Source organism: Streptomyces sp. NPDC002032 (assembly GCF_042890765.1).
Lineage (GTDB): Bacteria > Actinomycetota > Actinomycetes > Streptomycetales > Streptomycetaceae > Streptomyces.
Map to the genome: position 1 here is coordinate 118440 of NZ_JBIASM010000004.1, position 24739 is coordinate 143178.

Annotated in this window: 19 protein-coding genes and 1 pseudogene; 12 read left to right on the forward strand and 8 right to left on the reverse strand. The window is 74.4% G+C overall.

The window, feature by feature from the left end:
• The first annotated feature begins 17 nt into the window (after positions 1 to 17).
• Both ACFYYT_RS12150 and ACFYYT_RS12155 read left to right on the forward strand, forming a co-directional pair.
• Complete coding sequence (locus ACFYYT_RS12150) at positions 18 to 2120, forward strand: FG-GAP-like repeat-containing protein (RefSeq protein ID WP_351828100.1); 2103 nt, start codon at positions 18 to 20, stop codon at positions 2118 to 2120.
• Positions 2121 to 2597: 477 nt separating this feature from the next.
• The gene (locus tag ACFYYT_RS12155; RefSeq protein WP_351828098.1) at positions 2598 to 3941 is read left to right on the forward strand and encodes a transglycosylase family protein; all 1344 of its coding nucleotides are present in this window, start codon (positions 2598 to 2600) and stop codon (positions 3939 to 3941) included.
• Positions 3942 to 3965: 24 nt separating this feature from the next.
• Here ACFYYT_RS12155 and ACFYYT_RS12160 read toward each other — a convergent pair.
• Positions 3966 to 4778 (reverse strand): annotated as a pseudogene (locus ACFYYT_RS12160) (DMT family transporter); the annotation flags it as partial.
• Positions 4779 to 5091: 313 nt separating this feature from the next.
• On the opposite strand from ACFYYT_RS12160, the gene ACFYYT_RS12165 reads away from it, so the two are divergent.
• Positions 5092 to 6555: an SDR family NAD(P)-dependent oxidoreductase gene (locus tag ACFYYT_RS12165; RefSeq protein WP_351828095.1), complete on the forward strand. Its 1464-nt coding sequence runs from the start codon at positions 5092 to 5094 to the stop codon at positions 6553 to 6555.
• An 81-nt stretch (positions 6556 to 6636) separates the two neighbouring features.
• Here ACFYYT_RS12165 and ACFYYT_RS12170 read toward each other — a convergent pair whose 3' ends face one another.
• Positions 6637 to 7116, reverse strand: coding sequence for a hypothetical protein (locus ACFYYT_RS12170; protein WP_388607682.1), 480 nt, complete (start codon positions 7114 to 7116; stop codon positions 6637 to 6639).
• 286 nt (positions 7117 to 7402) lie between these two features.
• Between ACFYYT_RS12170 and ACFYYT_RS12175 the strand changes: the two genes are divergently transcribed.
• Positions 7403 to 7573, forward strand: coding sequence for a hypothetical protein (locus ACFYYT_RS12175; RefSeq protein ID WP_167456775.1), 171 nt, complete (start codon positions 7403 to 7405; stop codon positions 7571 to 7573).
• Between the two features lie 205 nt (positions 7574 to 7778).
• The gene (locus ACFYYT_RS12180; RefSeq protein WP_351829855.1) at positions 7779 to 8768 is read left to right on the forward strand and encodes an NAD-dependent epimerase/dehydratase family protein; all 990 of its coding nucleotides are present in this window, start codon (positions 7779 to 7781) and stop codon (positions 8766 to 8768) included.
• Here the strand turns inward: ACFYYT_RS12180 and ACFYYT_RS12185 are convergent.
• The 3 genes from ACFYYT_RS12185 to ACFYYT_RS12195 form a co-directional block, all read right to left on the reverse strand.
• Complete coding sequence (locus ACFYYT_RS12185; RefSeq protein WP_351829853.1) at positions 8754 to 10217, reverse strand: lipase maturation factor family protein; 1464 nt, start codon at positions 10215 to 10217, stop codon at positions 8754 to 8756. The genes ACFYYT_RS12180 and ACFYYT_RS12185 overlap by 15 nt on opposite strands.
• A gap of 11 nt (positions 10218 to 10228) precedes the next feature.
• A complete protein-coding gene (locus tag ACFYYT_RS12190; RefSeq protein ID WP_351829850.1) occupies positions 10229 to 10771 on the reverse strand; it encodes a DUF1990 domain-containing protein in 543 nt (180 codons plus the stop codon).
• Positions 10772 to 10907: 136 nt separating this feature from the next.
• Complete coding sequence (locus ACFYYT_RS12195; RefSeq protein WP_351829847.1) at positions 10908 to 11804, reverse strand: YndJ family protein; 897 nt, start codon at positions 11802 to 11804, stop codon at positions 10908 to 10910.
• Between the two features lie 168 nt (positions 11805 to 11972).
• Here ACFYYT_RS12195 and ACFYYT_RS12200 point away from each other — a divergent pair, with 168 nt between their 5' ends.
• From ACFYYT_RS12200 to ACFYYT_RS12215, 4 genes are all read left to right on the forward strand, one after another.
• The gene (locus tag ACFYYT_RS12200; RefSeq protein ID WP_351829844.1) at positions 11973 to 13625 is read left to right on the forward strand and encodes a DUF6777 domain-containing protein; all 1653 of its coding nucleotides are present in this window, start codon (positions 11973 to 11975) and stop codon (positions 13623 to 13625) included.
• Between the two features lie 23 nt (positions 13626 to 13648).
• Positions 13649 to 15709, forward strand: coding sequence for a SpoIIE family protein phosphatase (locus ACFYYT_RS12205; RefSeq protein WP_385318676.1), 2061 nt, complete (start codon positions 13649 to 13651; stop codon positions 15707 to 15709).
• A 55-nt stretch (positions 15710 to 15764) separates the two neighbouring features.
• A complete protein-coding gene (locus ACFYYT_RS12210) occupies positions 15765 to 16625 on the forward strand; it encodes a DNA-formamidopyrimidine glycosylase family protein (RefSeq protein ID WP_351829839.1) in 861 nt (286 codons plus the stop codon).
• 97 nt (positions 16626 to 16722) lie between these two features.
• The gene (locus tag ACFYYT_RS12215; RefSeq protein WP_351829837.1) at positions 16723 to 17118 is read left to right on the forward strand and encodes a hypothetical protein; all 396 of its coding nucleotides are present in this window, start codon (positions 16723 to 16725) and stop codon (positions 17116 to 17118) included.
• A 13-nt stretch (positions 17119 to 17131) separates the two neighbouring features.
• Here ACFYYT_RS12215 and ACFYYT_RS12220 read toward each other — a convergent pair whose 3' ends face one another.
• Together ACFYYT_RS12220 and ACFYYT_RS12225 are read right to left on the reverse strand one after the other, a co-directional pair.
• Positions 17132 to 17632: a hypothetical protein gene (locus tag ACFYYT_RS12220; RefSeq protein ID WP_351829835.1), complete on the reverse strand. Its 501-nt coding sequence runs from the start codon at positions 17630 to 17632 to the stop codon at positions 17132 to 17134.
• Between the two features lie 221 nt (positions 17633 to 17853).
• Positions 17854 to 18387 (reverse strand): sigma-70 family RNA polymerase sigma factor, encoded by a 534-nt coding sequence (locus ACFYYT_RS12225; RefSeq protein ID WP_351829833.1) that lies wholly within the window; start codon positions 18385 to 18387, stop codon positions 17854 to 17856.
• Between the two features lie 265 nt (positions 18388 to 18652).
• On the opposite strand from ACFYYT_RS12225, the gene ACFYYT_RS12230 reads away from it, so the two are divergent.
• Positions 18653 to 19864, forward strand: coding sequence for a CapA family protein (locus ACFYYT_RS12230; protein ID WP_351829831.1), 1212 nt, complete (start codon positions 18653 to 18655; stop codon positions 19862 to 19864).
• Between the two features lie 28 nt (positions 19865 to 19892).
• Here ACFYYT_RS12230 and ACFYYT_RS12235 read toward each other — a convergent pair whose 3' ends face one another.
• Positions 19893 to 20354 carry a universal stress protein gene (locus ACFYYT_RS12235; protein ID WP_351829829.1) on the reverse strand — a complete coding sequence of 154 codons (462 nt, stop codon included), beginning with the start codon at positions 20352 to 20354 and terminating at the stop codon, positions 19893 to 19895.
• Between the two features lie 60 nt (positions 20355 to 20414).
• Here ACFYYT_RS12235 and lysX point away from each other — a divergent pair, with 60 nt between their 5' ends.
• Positions 20415 to 23717: a bifunctional lysylphosphatidylglycerol synthetase/lysine--tRNA ligase LysX gene (lysX, locus tag ACFYYT_RS12240; protein ID WP_351829826.1), complete on the forward strand. Its 3303-nt coding sequence runs from the start codon at positions 20415 to 20417 to the stop codon at positions 23715 to 23717.
• 91 nt (positions 23718 to 23808) lie between these two features.
• Positions 23809 to 24714 (forward strand): polysaccharide deacetylase family protein, encoded by a 906-nt coding sequence (locus ACFYYT_RS12245; protein WP_351829824.1) that lies wholly within the window; start codon positions 23809 to 23811, stop codon positions 24712 to 24714.
• The last annotated feature ends 25 nt before the right edge of the window (positions 24715 to 24739 follow it).

The window sequence follows — 24739 nt, forward strand, 5'->3', positions numbered from 1 at the left end:
GAGACCCGGGGAGGGTCATGAACGTGAAGAAGACCAGGCCGGGGGGCCGGACGGGAACGGTCCACAGGGGCGCGCTCCCGTTCGCGCTGGCCACGGGAATGGCAGCCACCGGGCTCGTCGTCCTCGCGCCGACGGCCACCGCCGCCGTACCCCCCGCCCCCGCCGCCGCGACCACGACGGCCGCCGCGTCCGCCGCGTCCGTCACGGGCTGGACCCGGGTGGCCAAGAAGCACCCGGACACCACGTACTGGAAGTCCGCCGACGCCCTGCGCGCCGGCAACGAGGGCGGCCGCGAGGGACTTTCCCGCTCCTTCCTCCAGATCGACACGGCCGCCCTCAAGGGCGCCCAGGTCACCGGGGCCACCCTGCGCCTGCGCGGCACCGCTTCGGCCACCTGCACGGCCAAGCCCGTGGAGCTGTGGAGCACCGGGGCCGTCACCGCCGGGACGAGCTGGCGCGTGCAGCCCGCCAAGGGGGCCAGGCTCGCCACGGTCACCGCGTCCCGGGGCGCCGGCCCCGGCTGCCCCGCCGGGGAGCTGGCCTTCGACGTCACCGCGCTCCTCAAGGACGCGGCCGCCGCCGGGCGCACCGCCGTCACCGTCGGCCTCTACGCCGCCGACGAGAACGACACCTCGGCCTGGAAGCGCTTCGACCCCAAGAGCGTCGCCCTCCAGACCGCCGTCACCGCCGCGCCCACGGTCTCCGCGCTCGCCACCGCCCCGGCGACCCCGTGCACCGGCGGGCTCATCGGCAACACGCAGATCAGCCTGTCCGCGACCGTCGACGGCCCGGACCCGGGCGGCCTCTCGGCCGAGTTCCAGGTGTTCGCGGCCGGTTCGGCCACGCCGCTGCGGTCCATGACGGTCCCCGCGGCCAAGGGCCGTCCGGCCACCTGGCCCGTCGCGGACGCCGACCTGCCGAGCGGTGCCTACACCTGGCACGCGCGCGCCACGGACGCCGCCGGGCAGACCTCCGCCTGGTCGCCGGCCTGCGCCTTCTCGGTGGACCGTACGCGTCCCGCCGCGCCCCCGGTGATCAGCTCGCCCGAGTTCCCGGACGGCGCCCAGGGGCAGCCCGCCCACACCGGCGCGGCGCGCACCCCCGGCACCTTCACCTTCGCCACCGGCGGGGTCGAGGACCTCGCGGAGATCGTCTACTGGTCGGACTCCGACGCGGTCCGCCGTACGGTGGCGCCCGGCGGCAGCGCGACCATCACCCCGCTCGGCACCGGCCCGCAGCGCGTGTACGCGTACGGCGTGGACAAGGCGGGCAACCGCTCGGACACGGCGGAGTACCTCTTCTACGCGGTCCGCGCCACGCACCCCGACGTGGCCGGCGACCTCAACGGTGACGGGCACCGCGACCTGTGGACCCTCGCCGCCGACGGCCGCCTCCAGTTCCGCGCGGGCAAGGGCGACGGCGCCTTCGCCGCGCCCGTCGACGCGGGAGTGACCCTGAACCCCGCCGCGCAGATCGTCGCGGGCGGGGACTGGGGCCAGGACGGCTACAACGACCTCGTGGTGCTGGAGCCCGGCCCGGCCGGGGCCCGGCAGCTGTGGGTCTACCCGAACACCGGTCTCGGGGCGGTCGCGCCCGCCGACCGCATGGAGGTGTCGGCGTTCGACTCCGCCGACGACCACTGGGCCGGTGCGCAGCAGCTCGTCTCCGCCGGGGACGTGGACGGCGACGGCCTGGCCGACCTGCTGGTCCGCGAGGGCGGGCGGCTGTGGACGTACCGCGCCGCCCCGATGGGCTACCTGGACGCGCCCGTGTCCGTCGGCGGCGCCGGCTGGGACGCGTACACCGTCGTCAGCCCGGGCGACACCGACGGCGACGGCGCCGGCGACCTGTGGCTGCGCGAGGACGCCACCGGCGACCTCCTGACCGTCGCCGGTGCCAAGGGCGCCGACGGCAGGCAGGACGTCACGGCCTGGGGCTCCGCCGCGAAGGTCAGGGCCGGTTCCGGCTTCGGCCGCGCCGTCCACCCCGTCCTCGGCTCCGCCGGCGATGTGACCGGCGACGGCTTCGCGGACCTCTGGGCCACCGGCCCCGACGGCACTGCGGTGCTGTTCCGCGGCACCGCCACCGGCGTCGACCCCACCCCGGTGCCCCTGGGCTGACCTGCCCGTGAGCCCGGCGTGCCCCCGGTGGACGAACCCCGCCGGGGGCACCGCCGTGTCCGGGGGCGTACGGGAGCGGATCGGGGGAAGGTGGGACCCATGGTGCGAAACGTAGAGCAGACGCAGCCCCCGGTGCCCGGGCCGGATCCGGTTCCCCCGTCCCCCGTGCCGACGCCCCCGGCTCCGCCCGTCCCGGGCCCCGGGCCCGTGCCGCACCCGGTGCCGCCGGTGCCCGCGCCGGTCCCCGAGCCCGACCCGGTGCCCCCGCCGCCCGGGCCCGCGCCGATCCCGCAGCCGGGCCCGCTGAGCTGAGCCCGTAGCCTCGTAACCCCGTAGCCCCGTACGCCCGCCCGCGCGAACCCCGATCCTCCGTTCGGCGGCCCCAACTCCGGTCTGACTCCGGCTGGTTGTGGCTCTTGTCAGGGGCGGAGGGTGACGTTAGGTTGTGCGGTTCCTGATGTCATCAAGGGGGCTCCCATGGGCGTACGGGGCCGGCACCGCCGGTATCAGCCGAGCAGCATCAACCGGGCCTCGCTCGCCGTCACCGCGGGTGGTGCCGGGATCGCGCTCCCGCTCATCGGCGCCGGAGCGGCGCACGCCGCCTCCGTGGACACCTGGAACAAGGTCGCCGAGTGCGAGGCGACCGGCAACTGGAAGATCAACACCGGCAACGGCTACTTCGGCGGGCTGCAGTTCAGCCAGAGCACCTGGCGGGACTTCGGCGGCACCGCCTTCGCCGCGCGCGCTGACCTGGCGACCAAGGACCAGCAGATCGCGGTCGCGGAGAAGGTCCTCAAGGGGCAGGGCCCGCAGGCGTGGCCCGTCTGCGGCCCGCAGTCCGGACTCAGCCGCAGCGGACCGGCGCCCGCCACCGGGACGGGCACCGCCCCGAAGCCGAAGGCCGCCGCCAAGGTGCCCGGGCAGCAGGCGCCCATGGACCGGCTCCAGGCGACCAAGGCCACGACCGGCGCACCCGGCAAGGCCGCCGGGTCCGCCGCGTCCGCCACACCGGTGGTCACGCCCACCCCGACCGGCACCTCGGTCCTGCCGAACCCGTACGTGGTCGCCTCCGGGGACTCGCTCTCGACGATCGCCGCCGAGCAGCACGTCGAGGGCGGCTGGCAGGCGCTCTACGAGACCAACCGCGGCACCGTCGGCGGCAACCCCGACATGATCTTCCCGGGGCAGCGGCTCACCCTCCGCGTCACCACCGCCCCCGTGGCACCGCCCGCGCAGAACCCGGACAAGCCGCCGCGCACCGCCGAACCGGTCAAGCCCGTGGAACCCGCGGGGAAGACCGGCCAGGCCCCCCAACCGGCCGAGAAGCCGGCCGAGAAGCCGGCCGAGAAGCCGGCCGAGAAGGCCAAGCCCGCCGAGCAGTCCAAGCCCGCCTCAGCGGAGCAGAAGCCGGCGTCGGGAGGCTTCACCGCCCCCGTCGACGCCTCCCTCGGCACCGCCTACCACGTCGCGGGGTCGTCCTGGTCGAGCGGCTACCACACGGGCGTCGACTTCCCGGTGGCGACCGGCACCACCATCAAGGCCGTCGGCCCCGGCACGGTCGAGTCGGCCGGCTGGGCCGGTGCCTACGGGTACCAGGTCGTCATCCGGCACGCCGACGGACGGTACTCGCAGTACGCCCACCTCTCGGCGCTCGGCGTCAAGGCCGGACAGCAGGTCTCCGGAGGCCAGCGGATCGGCCGCTCCGGCTCGACCGGCAACACCACCGGACCGCACCTGCACTTCGAGATGCGGACCGCGCCCGGCTACGGCTCCGACATCGACCCGCTCAAGTACCTCCGGGGCAAGGGCGTCAGCATCTGACCCCCGCACGTGCGGCGGCACGGCCGTGAGCAGCACCAGGCCGGCCGCCGCCAGCACGGCGCTCGCCGCCGCGGCCACCGCGCCCGGGGTCCCGTACAGGAAGCCCTCGTCGAACAAGGAGATTCCCACCGCCGCCGCCACCGCCGGGTTGACCACGGTCACCGTGGCCAGCGGCGCGGTCATCCCCGCGCCGCGGTAGGCGGCCTGCGACAGCAGGAGCCCGCCGGCCGCCAGGACGGCGATCGCCGCCAGGTCCGGCCACAGGCCGACGAGGCCGCCCGCCTCGAAGCTCTCGGCCACCGACTTGGTGAACACGGAGGCCATCCCGAAGGCCGTCCCGGCCGCCGTCGCCAGCAGCACGCTGCGCAGCACCGGCCGACGCGCCCGCCGGGACGCCAGGAACAGCACCGCGGCCCCGCCCGCCGTCACCGCCAGCAGCAGGCTCCGCTCGGCGCCGGCCAGGGCCTCCCGGCCCGCGCCCTCCCCGCCGGTCAGCGCGAGCAGCCCGGCCAGGCCCACGGTGGCCAGCACGGCCCCGCGCCAGGCCGCGGCACCCGCCCGGCGCCCGACGAGCACGGCCGCCATCGGCAGGGCGAAGACGATGGTCAGCGCCCCGAGCGGCTGGACCAGGCTCAGCGGCCCGTAGGCGAGCGCGACCACGTGCAGCAGTGCCCCGAGGCCGTTGAGGGCGACGGCCACCCACCAGCCGGTCCGGCGCAGCGGCGCGTACGAGCCGTCGGGGGAGCTCGCCGCGACGTACTCCTGGACGATCGCACCGCCCGCGTACGCGACGGCGGACACCAGGCAGAGGACGACCGAGAGGGCCAGGGTGCTCATGAAATCCACCATGCCCCAGTCGGGCCCGCACTTCATCCGTCCTGAGTCTTCTTGATCGACAGTCGAGTCATCCTCCCGGCATACACCAGGAGGAGTACGCACCTCCCGCGATGCGCGGCGCCCCTGCGGCGATGGCCGTGTCGCGGAGCGTACGGAGCGTTACGGAACACTCCACAAAGTGACGGCCGGTTCGCGGTGGGTGAGGCGCCCGGCAACGGGTTTGGTTCCGGGCGTGTCGGCTCCGTACAGTAGCGGTTTTGGGGAGTTCCGCAGCAGGCGGACGCGGACGAGCGAACAGGGAACGGCAGCGGCCATGACGGTGACCGAAGACAACCACGCCTACGGGCCGGGCATCGACCCCGAGCGGCTGGCCCTCTGTCTCAGCGTGCTCGACGAGCTCGACAAGATCGACGTCGACCACCCCGACGCCATCGCCGTCCGCCGCGCCACCGCCGGCCTCTACCGCACGGTCAAGCAGCGCCGCCGCCAGGAGCGCCGCGCCGCCAAGACCGCCAACGACAAGGCCGTCACCGAGGCGACCGCGACCGGCTCCGCCGAGCGCATCGACGACGAGACCCAGGGCAACGCGCTCAGCAGCGCCGTCAAGGGCCCGATCGCCGGAATACTCCAGCGGCCGCGCTCCTGCTACATCTGCAAGACCCGTTACGTCGAGGTCGACGCGTTCTACCACCAGCTCTGCCAGGAGTGCGCCTCCTTCAACCGGGCCCGCCGCGAGGCCCGCACCGACCTGACCGGCCGCCGTGCCCTGCTCACCGGCGGCCGCGCCAAGATCGGCATGTACATCGCGCTGCGGCTGCTGCGCGACGGCGCGCACACCACGATCACCACGCGGTTCCCCAACGACGCGATCCGCCGCTTCAAGGCGATGCCGGACAGCTCCGAGTGGCTGCACCGGCTGAAGATCGTCGGCATCGACCTGCGCGACCCGGCCCAGGTCGTCGCGCTCGCCGACTCGGTGGCCGCGGAGGGCCCGCTCGACATCCTGATCAACAACGCGGCCCAGACCGTACGCCGCTCCCCGGGCGCCTACAGCGAGCTCGTCGCCGCCGAGAGCGCCCCGCTCCCGGCGGGCGAGCTGCCCTCCGCCGAGGTCATCGGCACCTTCGGCAGCGGCACCGTCGACCGGGTCGCCGCGCTGCCCAGCGGCCACGGCGAGAAGCTCAGCGCCCAGGACGTCACCGATCTCGCGCTGCTGTCCGGCTCCGCCACCCCGGCCCGGATCGCGGCCGGCACCGCCATCGACGCCGGCGGCCTGGTCCCGGACCTGCACGACACCAACAGCTGGATCCAGACGGTGTCCGAAGTGGATCCGATCGAGCTGCTCGAAGTGCAGCTGTGCAACTCCACCGCGCCGTTCATCCTGATCAGCAGGCTCCGCCCGGCCATGGCCGCGGCCGAGGCCGGCCGCCGCTACGTGGTGAACGTCTCCGCCATGGAGGGCGTCTTCAGCCGCGGCTACAAGGGGGCGGGCCACCCGCACACCAACATGGCCAAGGCCGCGCTCAACATGCTGACCCGCACCAGCGCCCAGGAGATGTTCCAGAAGGACCAGATCCTGATGACCGCCGTCGACACCGGCTGGATCACCGACGAGCGTCCGCACCCCGACAAGATGCGCCTCGCCGAGGAGGGCTTCCACGCCCCCCTCGACCTGGTGGACGGCGCGGCCCGCGTCTACGACCCGATCGTCCGGGGCGAAGCGGGCGAGGACCTCTTCGGCGTCTTCCTGAAGGACTACGCCCCCGCCAACTGGTAGACCGGCGCGGCGGAACGCGGACGAGGAGGGGGCGGACGGCGCGAGCCGTCCGCCCCCTCACCCGTTCGGGCGTATTGCGCCTCAGAGTTGATAGGCCCCCGCGGCGACGAGTTCCAGCACCGGGCGCCAGTCCTCCACCACCCCCGCGTCCAGCCCCGCCGCCCGGCCCGCCCGGGCGGCCTGCCGCAGGGCCTCCGCGTCCGGATCCACCTCCGGGTCAGCCTCCGGATCCACGCCCCGGACCTGCGGTCGCAGCAGCCGGGCGACCCGGTCGCCGAGCAGCGGGCGGACCGCCTCCGCCGTGCGTCCGGCCGGGTCGGCGGGCGCCCCGCAGCCCTCCTGCGAGGCCTCCCCGGAGCTCCGCGGGACCAGCAACCGCCCCGGGCCGTGGAGCAGTCCGGCCACCTGGAGCTCCTTGTCGAACGGATGCGAACGGCGCAGCAGCGCCGCAGTCTGTAGTCCGAGGTCGCGGGAAGCCGCGTCCGAGGCCTCGCGACCGGCGTGCAGAAGGTCCATCAGCTCGTCGACACTGCCGAACGCGGGTACCCCAGTCCTGGCCACCGCGACTCCCTCCGTCGTCCCCGCTCACGCACCAATGCCGTCGAGCAGACCAGCACCGGTGGACACACCGGGGGGCGACTTACTGAACTCGGGGAGAAAACAAGCGGTCCAGCGCGAATTTTACCGTTCCATCGAGCGGGCCCCCGCTCATATGTGTAACCTGAACGGCAAGGAGCCCCACCCGGGCCCCGCTCCACCATGGCGCCACCGCGTCCGGAAGACCTTCATTTCCCCTATCCGGCATGCGGAAGAGCCCGCCGGGTTACGCGACACAAGGGAGTGCGCGGTGACTGAGATGACCAAGACAGACCCGACCATGGAGCGCACGGGTTGGAGGGCGAGCACGCGGTCCGACGAACTCGGAAGTCTCGAGGTCTGGGCACGCTCCGCCCCCATCCGGCTGGCCGGCTACGAGGACGACCTGGCGGAGCCCCACATCCTGCCCGGCATCGACTAGGCCGGCGGCACGGCGCGCCCCCGCAACCCCCAGGGTGGCGGGGGCGCGCCGCGCCCGGACCCGCGCCGCGGCGCCGCCCGCGGCACCGGCCGTGCGGTCGGCGCCGCCCGCGCCGCCGGGTTCCCGTCCCGCCTACGCCCTGAGCGTCATCGCTGTCGGCGATCACCTCTTCCCCGGCCCGCCCCGCCCCGGCAGTGTCGATCCCATGACCACGAGACTGCTGATGCTGGGTGGGACCGAATTCGTCGGACGGGCGATCACCGAAGACGCCCTTGACCGGGGCTGGGAGGTGACCGTCTTCCACCGCGGCCACCACGCGCCCCCGCCGGGCACGACCGCCCTCCACGGGGACCGCACCGTCCCGGGCGGGCTCGACGCCCTCGCCACGGGGGAGTGGGACCTGGTCGTGGACACCTGGGGTGGCGCCCCCACCGCCGTACGGGACAGCGCCCGCCTGCTGGCCGGCCGGGCCGGCGGGTACGCGTACGTCTCCACCCGGTCGGTGTACGTCTACCCCGCCCCGGCAGGCCTCACCGAGGACGGCCCGGTCGTGGAGGGTTCGCCCGACGCCGGCTCGACCGCCTACGCCGAGGACAAGCGCGGCGGCGAACTCGCCGCACAGGCCGCCTTCGGGGACCGCGCCCTGCTGGCGCGCGCCGGGCTGATCCTGGGCCCGTACGAGAACGTCGGCCGGCTGCCCTGGTGGCTGAACCGGATCGCCCGCGGCGGCCCGTTCGTCGCCCCCGGCCGCCCCGGCCTGCCGCTCCAGTACATCGACGTGCGCGACCTCGCCCACTGGCTCCTGGACGCGGCGGCGGCCGGACTGGGCGGCGCCTACGACGTGGTCTCGCCGACCGGTCACACCACCATGGGCGGTCTCCTCGACGCCTGCACCGCCGCCACCGGCTCCGACGCCGAGCCGCAGTGGAGGGGGGACGCGGTGATCGAGGAGGCGGGGGTCCAGCCCTGGACCGAACTGCCGATCTGGCTCCCGGAGGGCGAACTCGCCGACCACATGTTCGGCGGGGACGTCTCCAAGGCCCTGGCGGCGGGCCTGCGCTGCCGCCCCGTCGAGGAGACCGTCGCCGACACCTGGAGCTGGCTCACCTCCCTCGGCGGGGTCGCCCCGCAGCGGCCCGACCGTCCCGGCAAGGGCATATCGGCCGAGCAGGAGGCCCTGCTACTCGGCCTCTGAAGTATGTGTTGTCGGGTGGCCCGCCCCCGGCCCGGCTCCCAGCCGGGTCGGCGGCAGGTACTCGCGCACCAGGGTGCGGTGCCACCAGGCGCCCGTCGCGCGCAGCTCGCGCCGGGTGGTGAAGCGGTACCGGTACAGCCGGGCCCGTACGAAGAGCGGCGGCGCGTCCGGGAAGGGGTTGTGGCGGAGCAGCCGGAGCGTGTCCCGGTCGCCCGCCAGCAGCCGCTCCACGAACGGCCCGAACCAGTCCCGGGCGTAGGCGGGGGAGAGGGCCGCGAACCACATCAGCCAGTCGAGGCGCAGGTGGTACGGGGCGAACTGGCGCGGCATCCGACGGGGGTCACCCGGTTTGCCCCGGAACCCGTACTCCCGCCACGCGCCGTCCTCGCGGGGGACCCGGTCGGCCGTCCCCTCGACGACCACCTCGTCGCGGACCCGGCCGACCGTGCCGAACGCCCCGTAGGTGTTGACCAGGTGGAGCGGGTCGAAGGAGCGGTTCATCACCTGGCGCGGCGAGATCATGTTGCTCACCGGGTGCCGGCTCAGCACCAGCACCAGCGCCGTCACCGCGCACACCAGCACCACGAACCACAGCGGCGCCGCGCGCGAGGCGGCGGCGGGCGGCGCCCCCGCGAGGCCGGTGAAGTCGACGGCCGACAGCGCGAGCGTGATCGTCAGCCAGTTCAGCCAGGCGAAGTTCCCCGACAGCACCAGCCACAGCTGGGTGGCCACGATCAGCCCCGCGGCGTACGAGGCCACCGGCTGCGGAGTGAAGAGCAGGACCGGCACGACGAGTTGGGTCACGTGGTTCGCCGCGCACTCCACCCGGTGCACGGGCCGCGGCAGATGGTGGAAGAACCAGCTCAGCGGTCCCGGCATCGGCTGCGTCTCGTGGTGGTGGTAGAGGCAGGTGAGCTTGCGCCAGCAGGCGTCGCCCCGCAGTTTGATCAGCCCGGCGCCGAACTCCACCCGGAACAGCAGCCAGCGCAGCAGCCACAGCACCAGCACCGGCGGCCCGGTCCGGGCGTTGCCGAGGAAGACGGCCAGGAAGCCGGTCTCCAGGAGCAGGGACTCCCAGCCGAAGGAGTACCAGGTCTGCCCCACGTTCACGATCGACAGGTAGAGCAGCCACAGCACCGCCCACATCCCCATGGCGGCGCCCAGCGGCACCAGGTCCCCCGCGCCCGCCGCCAGCGCCGCCGCGAGGGCCGCCCCGGCCCAGGCGCAGCCGGCGAAGAGGCGGTCGCCGTAGCGCAGTTGGAACAGGCTCGGAGCCTGGCGGAAGGGCACGTACCGTACGTACCGGGGGACGGGCAGCATGCCGTGCGCCCCGATCAGCGCCCGGAACTGCAGGGCCGCTGCGGCGAACGCGCAGACGTAGACGCCCGCCAGGGCCCGCTGGAAGACCAGCCGGCCGAGCCAGTAACCGGGCGCCGTGAACCAGTCCATCCCCTCCAGTATCAGGCGCGGGCGGCCAGCGCGCGCACGTGACGGCCGAGGTGGCGCGCGTAGGCGTGCTGGAGCACGGGCAGGACCGGGCCCGCGAGGTGCGTGTACCAGCGGTCCGGGCGGCTGAAGGCCGTCACCGTGAACCAGACCGCGCCGTCGTCGTCGATCTCCACGACGAAGGACTCCTCGCCACAGGCGGGGTGCCCGGACCTGGTCCCGTAGGCGAAACCCGTGCGGGCGGGTTCGTACGCGGTCCAGATCACCTCGCAGGGGGCGGTGATCCGCAGCGGCCCGACGCCCATCCCCACCTCCACCCGCAGGCCGGGCCGGACGGCCGCCGCCTGGTCGGCGCCGGTGCGCACCCGCATGCCCGAGGTGCGGTGGGCGAGGAAGGTGGTGACCGCGGCCCCGGCGGCGTCGAAGGCGGGGCGGCCGTCGCCGATCCGGGTGCGGTGGCGCAGGTGGTGGTATCCGGCGGGCAGCGGCCGGCCGTCCGTCGCGCCCCGGTCGGGGTAGTTGAGGGCCTCCCGGCCGGCGCTGATCAGGCGGGTCATGGGTGTTCTCCGTTCGTGGGAGTCGTGGGAGTCGTGGCAGTCCGGTGGGTCGTGGGACTCGTGCGGCTCTTCACGTGCGTGGCGTGCGTGGCGTGCGTGGTGTGCGTGGCGTTCGGTCGTGCCGGTCGGGGAGCGGTCACGGCGCGGCGGGCGCCAAGGGCGACAAGGGAGCCAAGGGCGCCACCGGAGCCGGGGGCCCCGAGGGCGCGGCGGTCAGCCTGCGCCACGCCAGGAGCGAGCACAGCGCGAAGCCGAGCGCGTTGCCCAGGCCGTGCGTGGCCGCCATCCAGGTCAGCGTGGGGTGGACGATCCCGGTGGCCTCACCGGCCGCCCACCACAGGGCGAGCAGCATCGTGGCCACCAGCACCGCGGCCGAGACGGCCAGCAGCGCCCGGGTGGTCCGGTCGCGCGCGGCGGGCCGCACCTCGCGCCAGGTCGTCAGCGCCACCGCCCACATCCCCGCGGTCAGCACCACCGCGCCCAGCAGCTCGGCCCAGTCGTCGACGAAGTAGCCGAGCAGCACGAGCAGGGTCCCCGCCGGGACGCTGTACGCGGCCCAGCGCGCCCCGCGCCGCCCGGGCGCCGTCCGGCACACCAGTCCGGCGACCAGGGCGGCCGTGAACCCGGCGAAGTGGAAGTGCGGGACGGTCAGCGCCAGGACGTCCAGGTCGAAGCCGAACAGCCGGTACCCGGCGCGCTCGGCGACCAGGGCGGTCGCGGCGACCGAGGGCGAGACGAGCGCCGTCAGTACGGCCGTCTCGGCGGGGGCGCACGCACCGGGCCCGGCGTTCCGGAGGCGGCCGAGCCGAGTCGCGGCGGCCCCCGCCAGGGCCAGCGCGGCGGCGGCGTACAGGGCGGCGAGCGCGGTGGCGGCGGGTCCGCGCGGGAGCCACGTGCACAGGACGCCGGGCAGCGCGGCCAGGGGCCAGAGCCGGGCCGCGCGGCGCAGGCCACCGGGGTCGATCAGGCGCAGGCCCAGGGGGACCGCGCAGCACATCCCGAGGGCGACGACCAGGTTCACGAGCACCGTCACGGCACACTCCTTTGAACGTGTTCAATTCGTAGTTGTGACCCTACGCCGCTTGTTGAACATGTTCAATCCATCGCGGGGGTTCGCGGCGGGCCCGGCGCTCCGGTTGCGGCGCCCCGGGAGATGCGGCAGACAGGAGAACGACAAACCGGGGCGAAAAGGGAGAGCAGCGTGAACGACGTGAATGACGTGCCCGCACCGACACCCCGTCAGGCGCCGCGCCGTCACGTACCGGCCTGCGCGGCCCTTTTGGCGGTCGTCGGCCTCCTCGCCGCCGGCTGCTCGGCCGCGGAGCCCGAACAGACCAAGGGAGCCGCCGCCGGGACGCAGGAGCTCGCCCTCCAGCCCGTCGGCGCCCCCGGCCCCGATCCCTTCACCCCTTCGTCCGCCACCGCCGAGTCGGCGCCCGTCCAGCCCCCGCTGCCCAACGCGAGCGGCCGCGGGATCCGTACGGTGGGCGCCGCCACCCCCGGCCTGTACGGCGGGACCAACCGGCTCGGCAGCTGTGACGTCGAACGCCAGGTCACCCTCCTCACGGCCGATGACGGCAAGTCACGTGCCTTCGCCGAGGCCGCCGGAGTCGCCCAGGAGAAGATCCCGGAGTTCCTGCGCGGGCTCACCCCGGTGGTCCTGCGCGCCGACACCAGGATCACCAACCACGGTTTCCTCGACGGCCGGGCCTCCGGCTACCAGTCGGTCCTCCAGGCCGGGACCGCCGTCCTCGTCGACGACCACGGCATGCCCCGGGTCCGGTGCGCCTGCGGCAACCCGCTGGCCGCGCCGCTCGGCGCGAAGGGGAACCCGGTGCTCAAGGGCGACCAGTGGAACGGCTACCAGCCCAACCAGGTCATCGTCATCGAGCCGACCGTCCAGGCGATCAACCGGCTGGTCATCGTGAACGTCGCCGACAACACCTGGATCGAGCGCAAGACCGGCGACGACGGGGCCCAGGACCGGGTCCCCGCCGTGCTGCCCCCCTACGACCCCGCCGCCGGGATCCCCGACGGTCCCGCCACCCCGCCCGACCCGTCCGACCCCTGCGCGGGCCCGGACGCCAACAGCCTGGCCCGGACCACGCCGCCGAAGGAGCCGGCCGCGCCCCCCTCGGCGCCCCCGCCCGGCTCGCCGTCCGGGCCGCCGCCCTCCGGCGCCGCCTCCGATGCCCCCGCCCCACCGGCGGCCGGACCCCCCGGCGTACCGGCGGGCCCGCAGGCCGGCCCGGCGGAGGACCAGGCGCCCCCGCTCGACGCCCGGGGCGTGCCGCTGGACGAGCTGGCTCCGCCCCTCGGCCTGCCGGCCGGACCGCTCGGCGAGCAGGCGCCCCCGCTCGACGCGCGCGGTGTGCCGCTGGACGAGCTGGCTCCGCCCCTTGCTCCGCAGGCCGGCCCGGCGGAGGAGCAGGCGCCCCCGCTCGACGCCCGGGGCGTGCCGCTGGACGAGCAGGCGCCGCCCCTCGCCCCGCCGTCCGGATCCGGCGCACCCGGGGCCCCCGGCCCGTCGGCCACCCCGTGCGCCCCCCGTACGGGTACGGGTACGGGCGGCGACGCCTCGCCGAACACCCCCGCCACCCCCCGGCAGCCGCCCTCCGCCAACCCCGCCAACCCCTCCGACCCGTCCGGCGGAGCGCTCCCGCCGGACCAGCCGCAGGTGGCCCCGGGCGACCCGGAGCTGCCGCGCACCCCGGACGGGCGCACGTACGACCCCTTCGCCTCACCGGACCAGCAGCCGCCCGCCGACCAGCCGCCGGCCGACCGCCCGCCCGCCGACCAGCCGCCCGCCGACCGGCCCTCGGCCGCCGTGGCGCCCTTCGCGGAGAGCGTCTGAGCTGGGGGGCGCCCGACCGGGCCCTGTGTCATGGTGGACCGGTGCCGAGCACCGCATCTCCGCCGGAGGACTGGCCCGCACACCCGGACCGGTCGCTCTCACTGAACCGGATGGGCAGTTTCGACTGGGACCTGGTCACCGGGCTCATGCACATGGACGCGGCCGCGCTCGACGTCTTCGACACCACCGCCGACGCCTACGACGGGCGGCCCGAGTCGCTGGGCCCCCGCGTCCCCCCGGCCGAGGCGACCCGGCTGGACGCCCTGGTCTCCAGCGCCCTCAAGAGCGGAGCCGAGAGCTACGGCGCCTACTTCCGCATCCGCTGCCGCGACGGCCGGCTGCGCTGGACCCACACCCAGGGCCGGGTCATGCGCGGCCGGGACGGACGCCCGCACCGGATCATCGGCATCGTCCGCGACGCGACCGAGGAGCTCAGCCACTCGGCCGAGCGCCTCGGCCTCGACGACGAGCGGCGCCGTCAGACCTCCGTGGTCGAGAGCACCACCGCCGCCCTGGCGCACGCCCGCACCGTCAAGGACGTCATCGACGCCCTCGGTGACGCCAACGGCCTGGAACGGCTCGGCTCGATGGGCATGGTCATGGGGCTCGTCGAGGCCGGCCGGATCCACCTGGTGGCCGAAGGGCCGGAGGGCAGCTTCGTCCCCGGCACCCGCTACACCCGCATCGACGAGCAGTACCCGATGAGCGAGGTCGTGCGCACGCTCCAGCCCCGCTTCCTCGACTCGGCCGAGGAGTTCGCCACGGACTATCCCGGCCTCTGGGCGAAGATCTCCTCCATGCGGATCTCGGCCGCCGCGTACCTGCCGCTGATCGCCCAGGCCCGGCCCATCGGTGCGATCGGCCTCCTCTACCAGGACAAGGACGGCTTCACCCAGGACGAGCGGAACCTGCTCATCGCCCTCGGCAGCAGCATCGCGCAGAGCCTCCAGCGGGCGATGCTGCTCGAACAGGAGCACGACCTCGCGGAGGGCCTCCAGCAGGCGATGCTGCCCCGCCGCATCCCGGCCGTCGCCGGAGCGGACATCGCCGTCCGCTACCGGTCCGCCCGGATGGGCCAGGACATCGGCGGGGACTGGTACGACGTCATCCCCCTGCCCGGCGGCCGCGTCGGAGCCGTCATCGGCGACGTCCAGGGACACGACACGCACGCGGCGGCCGTCATGGGCCAGCTGCGCATCGTGCTGCGCGCCTACGCGGCCGAGGGCCACGCGCCCGCCACGGTGATGGCCCGGGCCTCCGTCTTCCTGCACGAACTGGACACCGACCGCTTCGCCACCTGCACCTACGTGGAGGCGGACCTCTCCACCGGGGTCCTCCAGATCGTCCGCGCCGGCCACCTCGACCCGCTGCTGCGGACCCGGGACGGGGACTGCCGGCGGCTGCCGGTGGAGGGCGGCATGCCGCTGGGGCTGTCCGCCGAGTTCGGGCGCCTGGAGTACCCGGTGACCACGGTGGAACTCGACCCGGGGGAAACGCTCCTGCTGTGTACGGACGGACTGGTCGAGCAACCCGGAGCGGACCTGGACGACGGCATCCGCTTCCTCGCCGACGTGGTCCGCAGCGGCTCCTCCGACCTCCAGCGGCTCGCCGACCGCCTGTGCGAGGTCGTCGACGACCGGGGCGACGACGACATGGCCCTGCTCCTGCTGCGCCGCCGCGACGAGGAAGCCCCGCAGGCCGGCGGCCGCTTCCAGCAGCACGTGGCGCCCGGGGACCCCGAAGCGCTGGTCGCCGCCCGGCACATGATCGGCGCGGCCGTGCGGGCCTGGGGCGCGCGGGGCCGGGCCGACGAGATCGAGCTGGTCGCCGACGAGCTGATCGTGAACGCCCTGATGCACACCGACGGCCCGGCGATCGTGACCCTGCGCGTGCTGGCCGGCCCGGAGCGTCGGCTCCGGGTCGAGGTGGAGGACCGCTCCAGCGCCCTGCCGCGCCGCCGGGAGGCCGGGGACGCGGGGGTGTCGGGGCGCGGTCTGCTGCTGGTAGACCGGCTGGCGGACTGCTGGGGAGTGGAGCCGCGGGGCAGCGGCAAGTGCGTGTGGTGCGAGTTCGTGATGGGCTGAGCCCTTCCCGCGCCGCCGGGTCGCGCTCCGGGGCGGGCCACGGCAGGCTGGGAGGATGCCCGAGCTGCCGGAGGTCGAGGCCCTGAGGGAGTTCCTCGACGAGCACCTCGCCGGGCGGGTGGTCGAACGCGTCCTGCCGCTCGCCGTCAGCGTGCTCAAGACGTACGACCCGCCGCTCACCGCCCTCGAAGGGCAGCGGGCCGGTCCCGTCGCCCGGTACGGCAAGTTCCTGGCCCTCGGCATCGGCGACCTCCATCTCGTCACCCACCTGGCCCGGGCCGGCTGGCTGCGCTGGCAGGAGTCCCTGCCCGCCTCGCCGCCCCGGCCGGGCAAGGGGCCGCTCGCGCTGCGCCTCGTACTGGAGGGCGGCGGCGGCTTCGACCTGACCGAGGCCGGCACCCAAAAGCGCCTCGCCGTCCACGTGGTCCGCGACCCCCTGGAGGTCCCCGGCATCGCCCGGCTGGGTCCCGATCCGCTGGCCGAGGGCTTCGACCGGGCGGCCTTCGCCGCGCTGCTGGCGGGCGAACGCCGGCAGATCAAGGGCGTCCTGCGCGACCAGAGCGTGATCGCGGGCATCGGCAACGCCTACAGCGACGAGATCCTGCACGCGGCCCGGGTTTCCCCCTTCAAACTGGCCTCCTCCTTCGACGAGGAGCAGGTCACCCACCTCTACGAGGCGGTCGGGGACACCCTGCGCGCGGCCGTCGAGCGGGCCCACGGGCTGGCCGCCGGACAGCTCAAGGCCGAGAAGAAGAGCGGGCTGCGGGTGCACAGCCGGGCGGGGGAGCCGTGCCCGGTGTGCGGGGACACCGTCCGGTCGGTGTCCTTCGCCGACTCCTCGCTCCAGTACTGCCCCACCTGCCAGACCGGGGGCAAGCCGCTCGCGGACCGCAGGCTCTCCCGTCTCCTCAAATAGCCCCGCCCGGGCAGCCGTCCCCGGCGCAGCCGTCCCCGAAGGGCCTCCCTCGGGCACCCCTCCTCAAGCGCCCCGGCGCCGCATAGAATCCGGCAGCATGTCGCAGGACCAGCAGCGTCCGCAGCCCCGGCGGGAGGTCGTCACGGGAGTGCCCCGGGGCACCCGTCGCCGGCCGCCCGCGCACACCCCGGCCCGCTGGGAGATCTCCGAGCAGACCACCCTGGGGGCCACCTACGTACGGGCCCTGATGCGCGGCCAGCTCCGGGCCGCCCTGGCCGTTCTGGCTCTCCTCGCCCTGCTGCTCGGGCTGCTGCCGCTGGCCTTCCTGCTGCCCCGGACGCTCGCCGGCCCGGTGGTCTGGGCCGCCCTCGGGCTGGTGGCGTACCCGGTGATGTGGCTGATCGCCCGCTGGTACGTGGGCCGCTGCGAGCGCAACGAGGCCGACTTCACGGGCCTGGTGACCGACCCGGCCGAGCCCCCGTACCCGGGCTGAGCGCGGCCCGGCCTCAGAACAGGTGCATCGCCAGGTGGCCCAGGGGGAGGCCGAGTTGCCAGGCCGGGGTCCAGACGCGGGCGTTCTCGTCCAGGCCCGCCGCGTCGTCGGCGTGGCCGTGGCGGCCGGGGTCGAGGTTGGTGGCGAACAGCTCCGTGCCGTCCAGCCAGCGCCAGGCCGCCCGGGCCAGCTCCAGGTCCGGGTCCTCGGCGCCGCCGCGTTCGCGGGCCTCCTCGCCCAGGTCGAGGAACCGGGTGTCGACCCAGTCCCGCCACGGGTGGCCGTACGCCGTCAGGGAGAGCCACTCCTCCAGCTGCGAGACCACCCGGATCCCGGAGAGCTCACCGGCCGCGTCCGAGAGGTAGATCGTCAGCGCGAGCGTGTCCCGCCCGGCCCGGAACTCCAGCGTGCTCACCGGGATCAGCCGTCCCGTGCGCAGCAGCTCGTCCGCGATGTACTCCGCGTAGAGCCATGCCATGGGCACGGCCAGTCCGCCGTCACTGGTGCCGTTCATACCCTCGGGCTGCACCGTTCCACCTTCTCCCGCGCGTCGAGCGTCCCGCCGTCGTCCCCGAGCCTTCACCGGCCGACTCGTGGAACGGAGGATGTTTACTCAACTTGAACGGACCGGTGCCGATATCGATGCGGTCCGTGTCCGGTTCCTGCGCACGGCGGGCGTTCCTTGAGTGTTTCTCCACCGGGGCCTGAGCGTGCGAGGGGGCCGCGGCCCCGCTCTCAGGCGCCGAGTCCGTACCCGTGGAGGCCTTTGCGCAGGGCGCGCAGGGCGTAGTACGTCCGGGATTTGACCGTTCCAGCCGGAATGCCGAGCTCCGCCGCCGCTTCGGCCACCGAGCGGTCCCGGAAGTAGACCTGCATCAGCACCTCCCGGTGCTCCGGGCCCAGGCTGCCCACCGCCCGCCGGACGTCGATGGCGGTGACCGAGCCCGCCACCGCGTCCTCGGGCGCCGGCGCCTGTTCCAGGCCGTCGGGGTCGACCTCCTGGGGCCGGGACAGCCGGGCGCGGCGGGCGTCGATCGCGAGCCGGCGCGCGACGGTGAACAGCCAGGGCCGCATCGACTCGTGCCCGGTGTCGAGCACCTCCGGGTGCTGCCAGACCCGTACGAGGGTCTCCTGGACGAGGTCCTCGGCGCGCTGGGCGTCCCCTGCCGTGAGTCCGAGCAGAAAACCGAACAGGGCCCGTCCGTGTTCGCGCTGGAGCGCGGCGAGCGCCTCTGGCTGCGTGCGCGGGAGCGTGGGGGTGAGCGGCACGGTGGCTCCTTCCGGTGCGCGGGGTTCCACCCACCCTCACCTGCGCGGAGCCGCCCGGGAACCGTCGGGCGGCGCTGTTGCGCCCAAGCACCCGGGTCGTCCGGTGGGCGGCCGTGGCGGGCGACGAACGGTCGAACGGCACGGTGAACGGACGTACGCCGTCAGGGTGGGGCCCGGCCGGCGGGCGGCCCCGGTCCTTGACTTGCGATGCCTTCTCTTGTGGATTTCGGATGGTCCGACAGTCCTACGAATGAAGGCTGGACAGATGACCAAGCGCACCCGGCGGGCCCTCGCGCTCCTGTCCGCCCTCCTCCTGTCCCCGGCGGCCGCCGCCTGCTCCTCCGCCCCCCGGGAAGCCGCCCCCGCCCACCTCGGCTCCGCCGGGGCCCCCGCCGGCACCGCCGGCCCCAACGGCGGCGCCACGCCCGTCGCGGCCCGTGGCTTCACCCTGGTCGCGAGCGGCGACGTGCTCCCGCACACCTCGATCATCAAACGCGCCGCGGCCGACGCGGACGGCGACGGGTACGACTTCCGGCCCATGTTCTCCGCCGTCAAACCCCTGGTCTCGGCGGCCGACCTCGCCCTGTGCCACATGGAGACGATCTACGGCGAGGACGGCGGACCGTTCAGCGGTTACCCCGCCTTCGTCTCCCCGCCCTCGGTGGCCGACGCGCTCAAGGACGCCGGCTACGACGGCTGCTCCACGGCCTCCAACCACACCCTGGACGACGGGAGCGAGGGCCTCGCGCGCACCCTGGACCGCTTCGACAAGGTCGGCCTCGGCCACGCCGGATCCGCCCGCACCGCGGCGGAGGCCGCCCGGACCACCCTCTACACGGCGGGTACCGCGAAGGTCGCGCACCTCGCGTACACCTACGACACCAACGGCTACCCCATGCCCGACGGACAGCCGTGGGCGGTCAACCTGATGCGCCAGGACCGGATCGTCGCCGACGCGCGGGCCGCCCGCAAGGCCGGCGCGGACGTCGTACTGGTCAGCCTGCACTGGGGCACCGAGTGGCAGACCGAACCGGACGAGACCCAGCTCTCGCTCGGCAAGGCGCTGACCGCCTCGCAGACCGGCGGCCGGCCGGACGTGGACATGATCCTGGGAACGCACGCCCACATCCCGCAGGCCTACGAGAAGGTCAACGGGACCTGGATCGTCTACGGGATGGGCGACCAGGTCGCCGGTGAGATGTTCAACTACTCCGGCGCCCGTGACATGCGCGGCAACTACGGCTCCATCGGCCGCTTCACCTTCGCCCCGCCCGCCGCCCCCGGGCAGCGCTGGCAGGTGACGAAGGCGGAGTTCGTCCCCCAGATGATGGACCTGTCCACGGGCCGGATCGTCAACCTCCCGGCCGCCCTCGCCAAGGACCCGGACCACGACGCCTACGAGACCGCGCAGGAGGCCGTCTCGGAGGCGGTCCTCAGCCGCGGCGCGGCCAAGGACGGGCTCCGGGCCGCGCGCTGAGCGGTGGCCCCCGCCGGGGAAGGCACCGCTACGGGACGACGGTGACCGGCCACCGGCCCGCCTTGACCAGGCGCACCGCCACCGAGCCGACGATGCGGTGGCCCGCCTGTTCCGAGGCACCGACCACCACCGCGTCCGCCTTCAGCTCCTCCGCCGCCGCCACGAGCCCCGCGTACGGGTCCCCGCGGAAGGTGTGGAACTGCCAGCGCACCTCGAAGATGCCCCGCAGGCGCTCCGCGGAGGCGCGGATCTCCGCCACGATCCCCTCCGCGATCTCCCCGGTGGTGTCCGCGACCGGCACCCCCAGGGAGGCCCCGGCCGGCATCACCGGCTGGACGTAGACCAGCGCCAGCAACGCGTTCTGCCGGCGGGCCAGCCCCGCCGCGTAGGCGGCGGCCCGCAGGGAGGAATCGGATCCGTCGACTCCGGCGAGGATCACCTTCGGGCCGTCGGTACCGCGCTCGAAACCCGCGTTCACATGCTCTGTCACCCTCCCGAGATTAGGCGCTTCGCCGCGCGGACCCGCGCGGGCCTCCCTACAGTGCCAAGCATGAGTGCCACGCTGGAGGAGACCCGGGGGACCCGCAACCGCTTCCTGAACCGGGTCCCGGACGCCTTCGGAGCGTTCTTCGGATCGCTCGGCCTGCTGTGCGCGCTGCTTTCGCTCTCCCCGACGCTGCGCGGGCTGCTGCGGCCCGTGGTGGACTTCCTCGACGACTTCGTGGTGCCGGTCAGCGCGAACCTCGCGTACGCCGTCTTCCTCTTCCTCCTCGCGGCCGCGCTCGGCATGCGCAAGAAGATCGCCTGGTGGATCGTCGTCACCTATCTGGCCCTGCTCGTCCTCGTCGACGTGCTGATCATCGCGGACGGGGACCTCTGGGTCGGCGGCACCTCCATGGCCATCGCCGTGGTGGCCTTCGCCCTCCTGATCGCCGCCCGCCGCGAGTTCTACGCCGCTTCCCGCCCCGGAGCCGTCTGGCGGGCGATGCTCGTGCTCGGCCTCGGCCTGCTCGTCGCCGTCCTCCTCGGCTGGGGCCTGGTCGCCCTCTTCCCCGGCACCCTGCCCAAGGGGCAGTGGCTGGACTGGGCCGCCAAACAGGTCTTCGGCGGGCTCTTCTCCGCCCGCCAGTTCGACGGCCGCCCGCCCCGCCCGGTCTACTTCGTCCTCGGCCTCCTCGGCGCCCTCGCCCTGCTGAACGCCGCCTCCACCCTCTTCCGCTCGCAGCGGCTCACCGCCGCCCTGCACGGGGACGAGGAGCCCCGCATCCGGGCCCTGCTCCGCGCCTACGGCCGGGCCGACTCCCTCGGCTACTTCGCCACCCGGCGCGACAAGGCCGTCGTCTTCGCCCCGAACGGCAAGGCCGCCGTCACCTACCGCGTCGAGGCCGGCGTCTGCCTCGCCAGCGGCGACCCCGTCGGCGACCCCGCCGCCTGGACCCCCGCCGTCGACGCCTGGCTGGGCGTGGCCCGGCGCTACGGCTGGCAGCCCGCCGTGATGGGCGCCTCCGAGGACGGGGCGACCGCGTACGCCCGCTCCGGGCTCAGCGCCCTCCAGCTCGGCGACGAGGCCATCCTGCACGTCGCCCACTTCGACCTCGACGGCCGCGACATGCGCGTCACCCGCCAGGCCGTCAACCGGGTCCGGCGCACCGGTGCCACCACCCTGATCCGCCGCCACTCCGCCCTCTCCGAGGACGAGATGCAGATCATCGTGGACCGGGCCGACAAGTGGCGCGACACCGAGACCGAACGCGGCTTCTCCATGGCCCTCGACCGGCTCGGCGACGCCGCGGACGGGGACTGCCTGCTCGTCGAGGCCTACGACGCCGCGGGCGAACTGATCGCCCTGCTCTCCTTCGTCCCCTGGGGCAAGGACGGCATCTCCCTGGACCTGATGCGCCGCGACCGCGCCGCCCCCAACGGGGTCATGGAGTTCATGGTCGCCGAGCTCTGCGCCGCCGCCCCGGGCCTCGGCGTACGCCGGATCTCGCTCAACTTCGCCGTGTTCCGCTCCGCCTTCGAGGAGGGCGGCCGGATCGGCGCCGGCCCCGTCCTGAAGATGTGGCGCAAGCTGCTGCTGTTTTTCTCCCGCTGGTGGCAGCTGGAGGCCCTGTACCGCTCCAACGTGAAGTACGGGCCCGAGTGGTACCCCCGGTTCCTGTGCTACCAGGACGCCGGCTCGCTCGCCCGCGTCAGCCTCGCCTCCGGCATCGCCGAGGGCTTCGTCTCCGTACCGAGCCTGCGCACCCTCTGGGGCAACGGCCACCCCAAGGGCCTCACCGCCCCCGCCAACACCGCCGGGCTGCCCTCCATCGACTCCCTGGGCCTGGACCTCGTCGGGGAGGACGGAACACGGGCGCAGCAGGAACGGCTGCCCGACCAGGTACGCGTCCGCCACGCCAAACTGGAGCGCATCCGCGCCTCGGGAACCGACCCCTACCCGGTCGGGATCCGCCGGCGCACCCACACCGTCGCCCAGCTGAAGGCCGCCCACCCCGGCTACCCGCCCGGCACCCGTACCGGCGAAGAGGTCACCCTCGCCGGACGCGTGATGGTCGTGCGCGACCTCGGCGGCGTCGTCTTCGCCGTGCTGCGCGACTGGACCGGCGACACCCAGCTGATGTTCACCCGTGACGAGAGCGGCTCCCCGGCCCTGGACTCCTTCACCTCCCAAGTCGACTTCGGGGACCACGTCGTGGCGAGCGGGGAGGTCGGATCCAGCCGCCGCGGCGAACTGTCGGTGGTCGTCGGTTCCTGGCAGCTCACCGGCAAGTGCCTGCGCCCCCTGCCCGACAAGCGCAAGGGCCTGGCCGACCCGGAGGCCAGGGTCCGGCGGCGCTACCTCGACCTCGTCGCCAGCCCCGAGGCGCGCGACGTCGTGCGCGCCCGCTCCAGCGCGGTGCAGGCGCTGCGCCAGGGCCTCCTCGACCGCGGCTACCTGGAGGTCGAGACCCCGATGCTCCAGCAGATCCACGGCGGAGCCAACGCCCGTCCCTTCCGCACCCACATCAACGCCTACGACCTCGACCTCTACCTGCGCATCGCCCCCGAGCTGTACCTCAAGCGGCTCTGCGTCGGCGGCATGGAGAAGGTCTTCGAGATGGGCCGCACCTTCCGCAACGAGGGCGTCTCCTACAAGCACAACCCCGAGTTCACGATGCTGGAGGCCTACCAGGCCTACGCCGACTACGACGTCATGCTCGACCTGACGCGCGAGCTCATCCAGGGCGCCGCCACCGCCGCCTTCGGCTCCCCGGTCGCGCACAAGGCGGGCCCCGACGGGGCGCTCGTCGTCCACGACATCTCCGGCGTCTGGCCCGTCAAGACGATGTACGGGGCGATCAGCGAGGCCCTCGGCGAGGAGGTCGACGCCGACACGCGGGAGCCGGTCCTGCGCAGGCTCTGCGACGCCGCCGGCGTCCCGCACCGGCCGGAGGACACCCGGGGGGACGTCGTCCTGGAGATGTACGAGCGGCTGGTGGAGGAGCGCACGAAACTCCCCACCTTCTACAAGGACTTCCCCACCGAGGTCTCCCCGCTCACCCGCCAGCACCGCAAGGACCCGCGGCTGGCCGAACGCTGGGACCTGGTGGCCTTCGGCACCGAACTGGGCACCGCGTACTCGGAGCTGACCGACCCCGTGGAACAGCGGCGGCGGCTCACCGCTCAGTCGCTGCTGGCGGCGGGCGGCGACCCGGAGGCGATGGAACTCGACAACGACTTCCTCGACGCCCTGGAGTACGCGATGCCGCCCACCGGCGGCCTGGGCATCGGAGTGGACCGGCTCGTCATGTTCCTCACCGGACTGACCATCCGCGAGACCCTGCCGTTCCCCCTGGTGCGCCGGGGCTGACCGGAGCCGGGGCTGGTCCGAGCGGGTGAGGGGGACCGGGCGCGTCCGTGCCCCTCGACAACTTCGGCGATGTCGTTGATACGTAGTAATAATGAAAAATGACGAGCCGACAGTAGGGCGACGCGTGCTCCTGCGTACCGCCGTCTTCCTCGGAATCGCCGCCGCCTCCGGCATGCTCACCGGAGGCGAGGCCGACACCCCGGCCCCCGCGAGGGCGGGGGGATCCGCCGGCCCCGGCGCTCCCGCCCCGGCCGCGGGCCCCGGATCCGCCATCGCCGCCGGACCGCCCGGACTCAACGCCGCGGCCCTGCCCGAGAAGTCCTACCGGCTGCGGCCCATGACCGCCGAGTCCCCCGCCCGGCCGCCCGCCGCGAAGCCCGCCGTCCGTACCCGGCCCATCCTGGAACTGCCCGCCGAGGCGCGCACCGGCCGGGCGATGGTGCTCACCTTCGACGACGGCCCGGACCCCCGCTACACACCCGCGATCCTGGACACCCTCGCCCGCCACGGGGTCCGCGCGATGTTCTTCGTGTGCGGGGAGATGGCCACCGACAACCGCGACCTGCTGCGCCGGATGGTCTCCGAGGGACACGTCATCGGCAACCACACCTGGACCCACCCGCTGATCCCCTCGCTGGGCCGCGGCGCCCTCGAATCGGAGATCGGGCGCACGAGCGACGTCGTCCAGCAGACCGTGGGGGAGGCCCCCGTATGGTTCCGGGCACCCTACGGGGCCTGGAACCGGGCCGCCTTCGAGATCGGCGCCGACCTCGGCATGGAGCCGATGGCCTGGACCGTCGACACCCTCGACTGGAAGGAACCCGGCACCGGCGCCATCGTCTCCCGGGCCCTGGACGGAGCCGCTCCCGGGGCGATCGTGCTGAACCACGACGCCGGCGGCAACCGGTCGCAGAGCGTCCAGGCGGTCGCGACGTACCTGCCCGAGCTGCTGGCGCGCGGCTACCGGATGACACTGCCCACGCTGCCGCCCCGCTGAGCACGGCGGGGCGGCGACGGGGCGG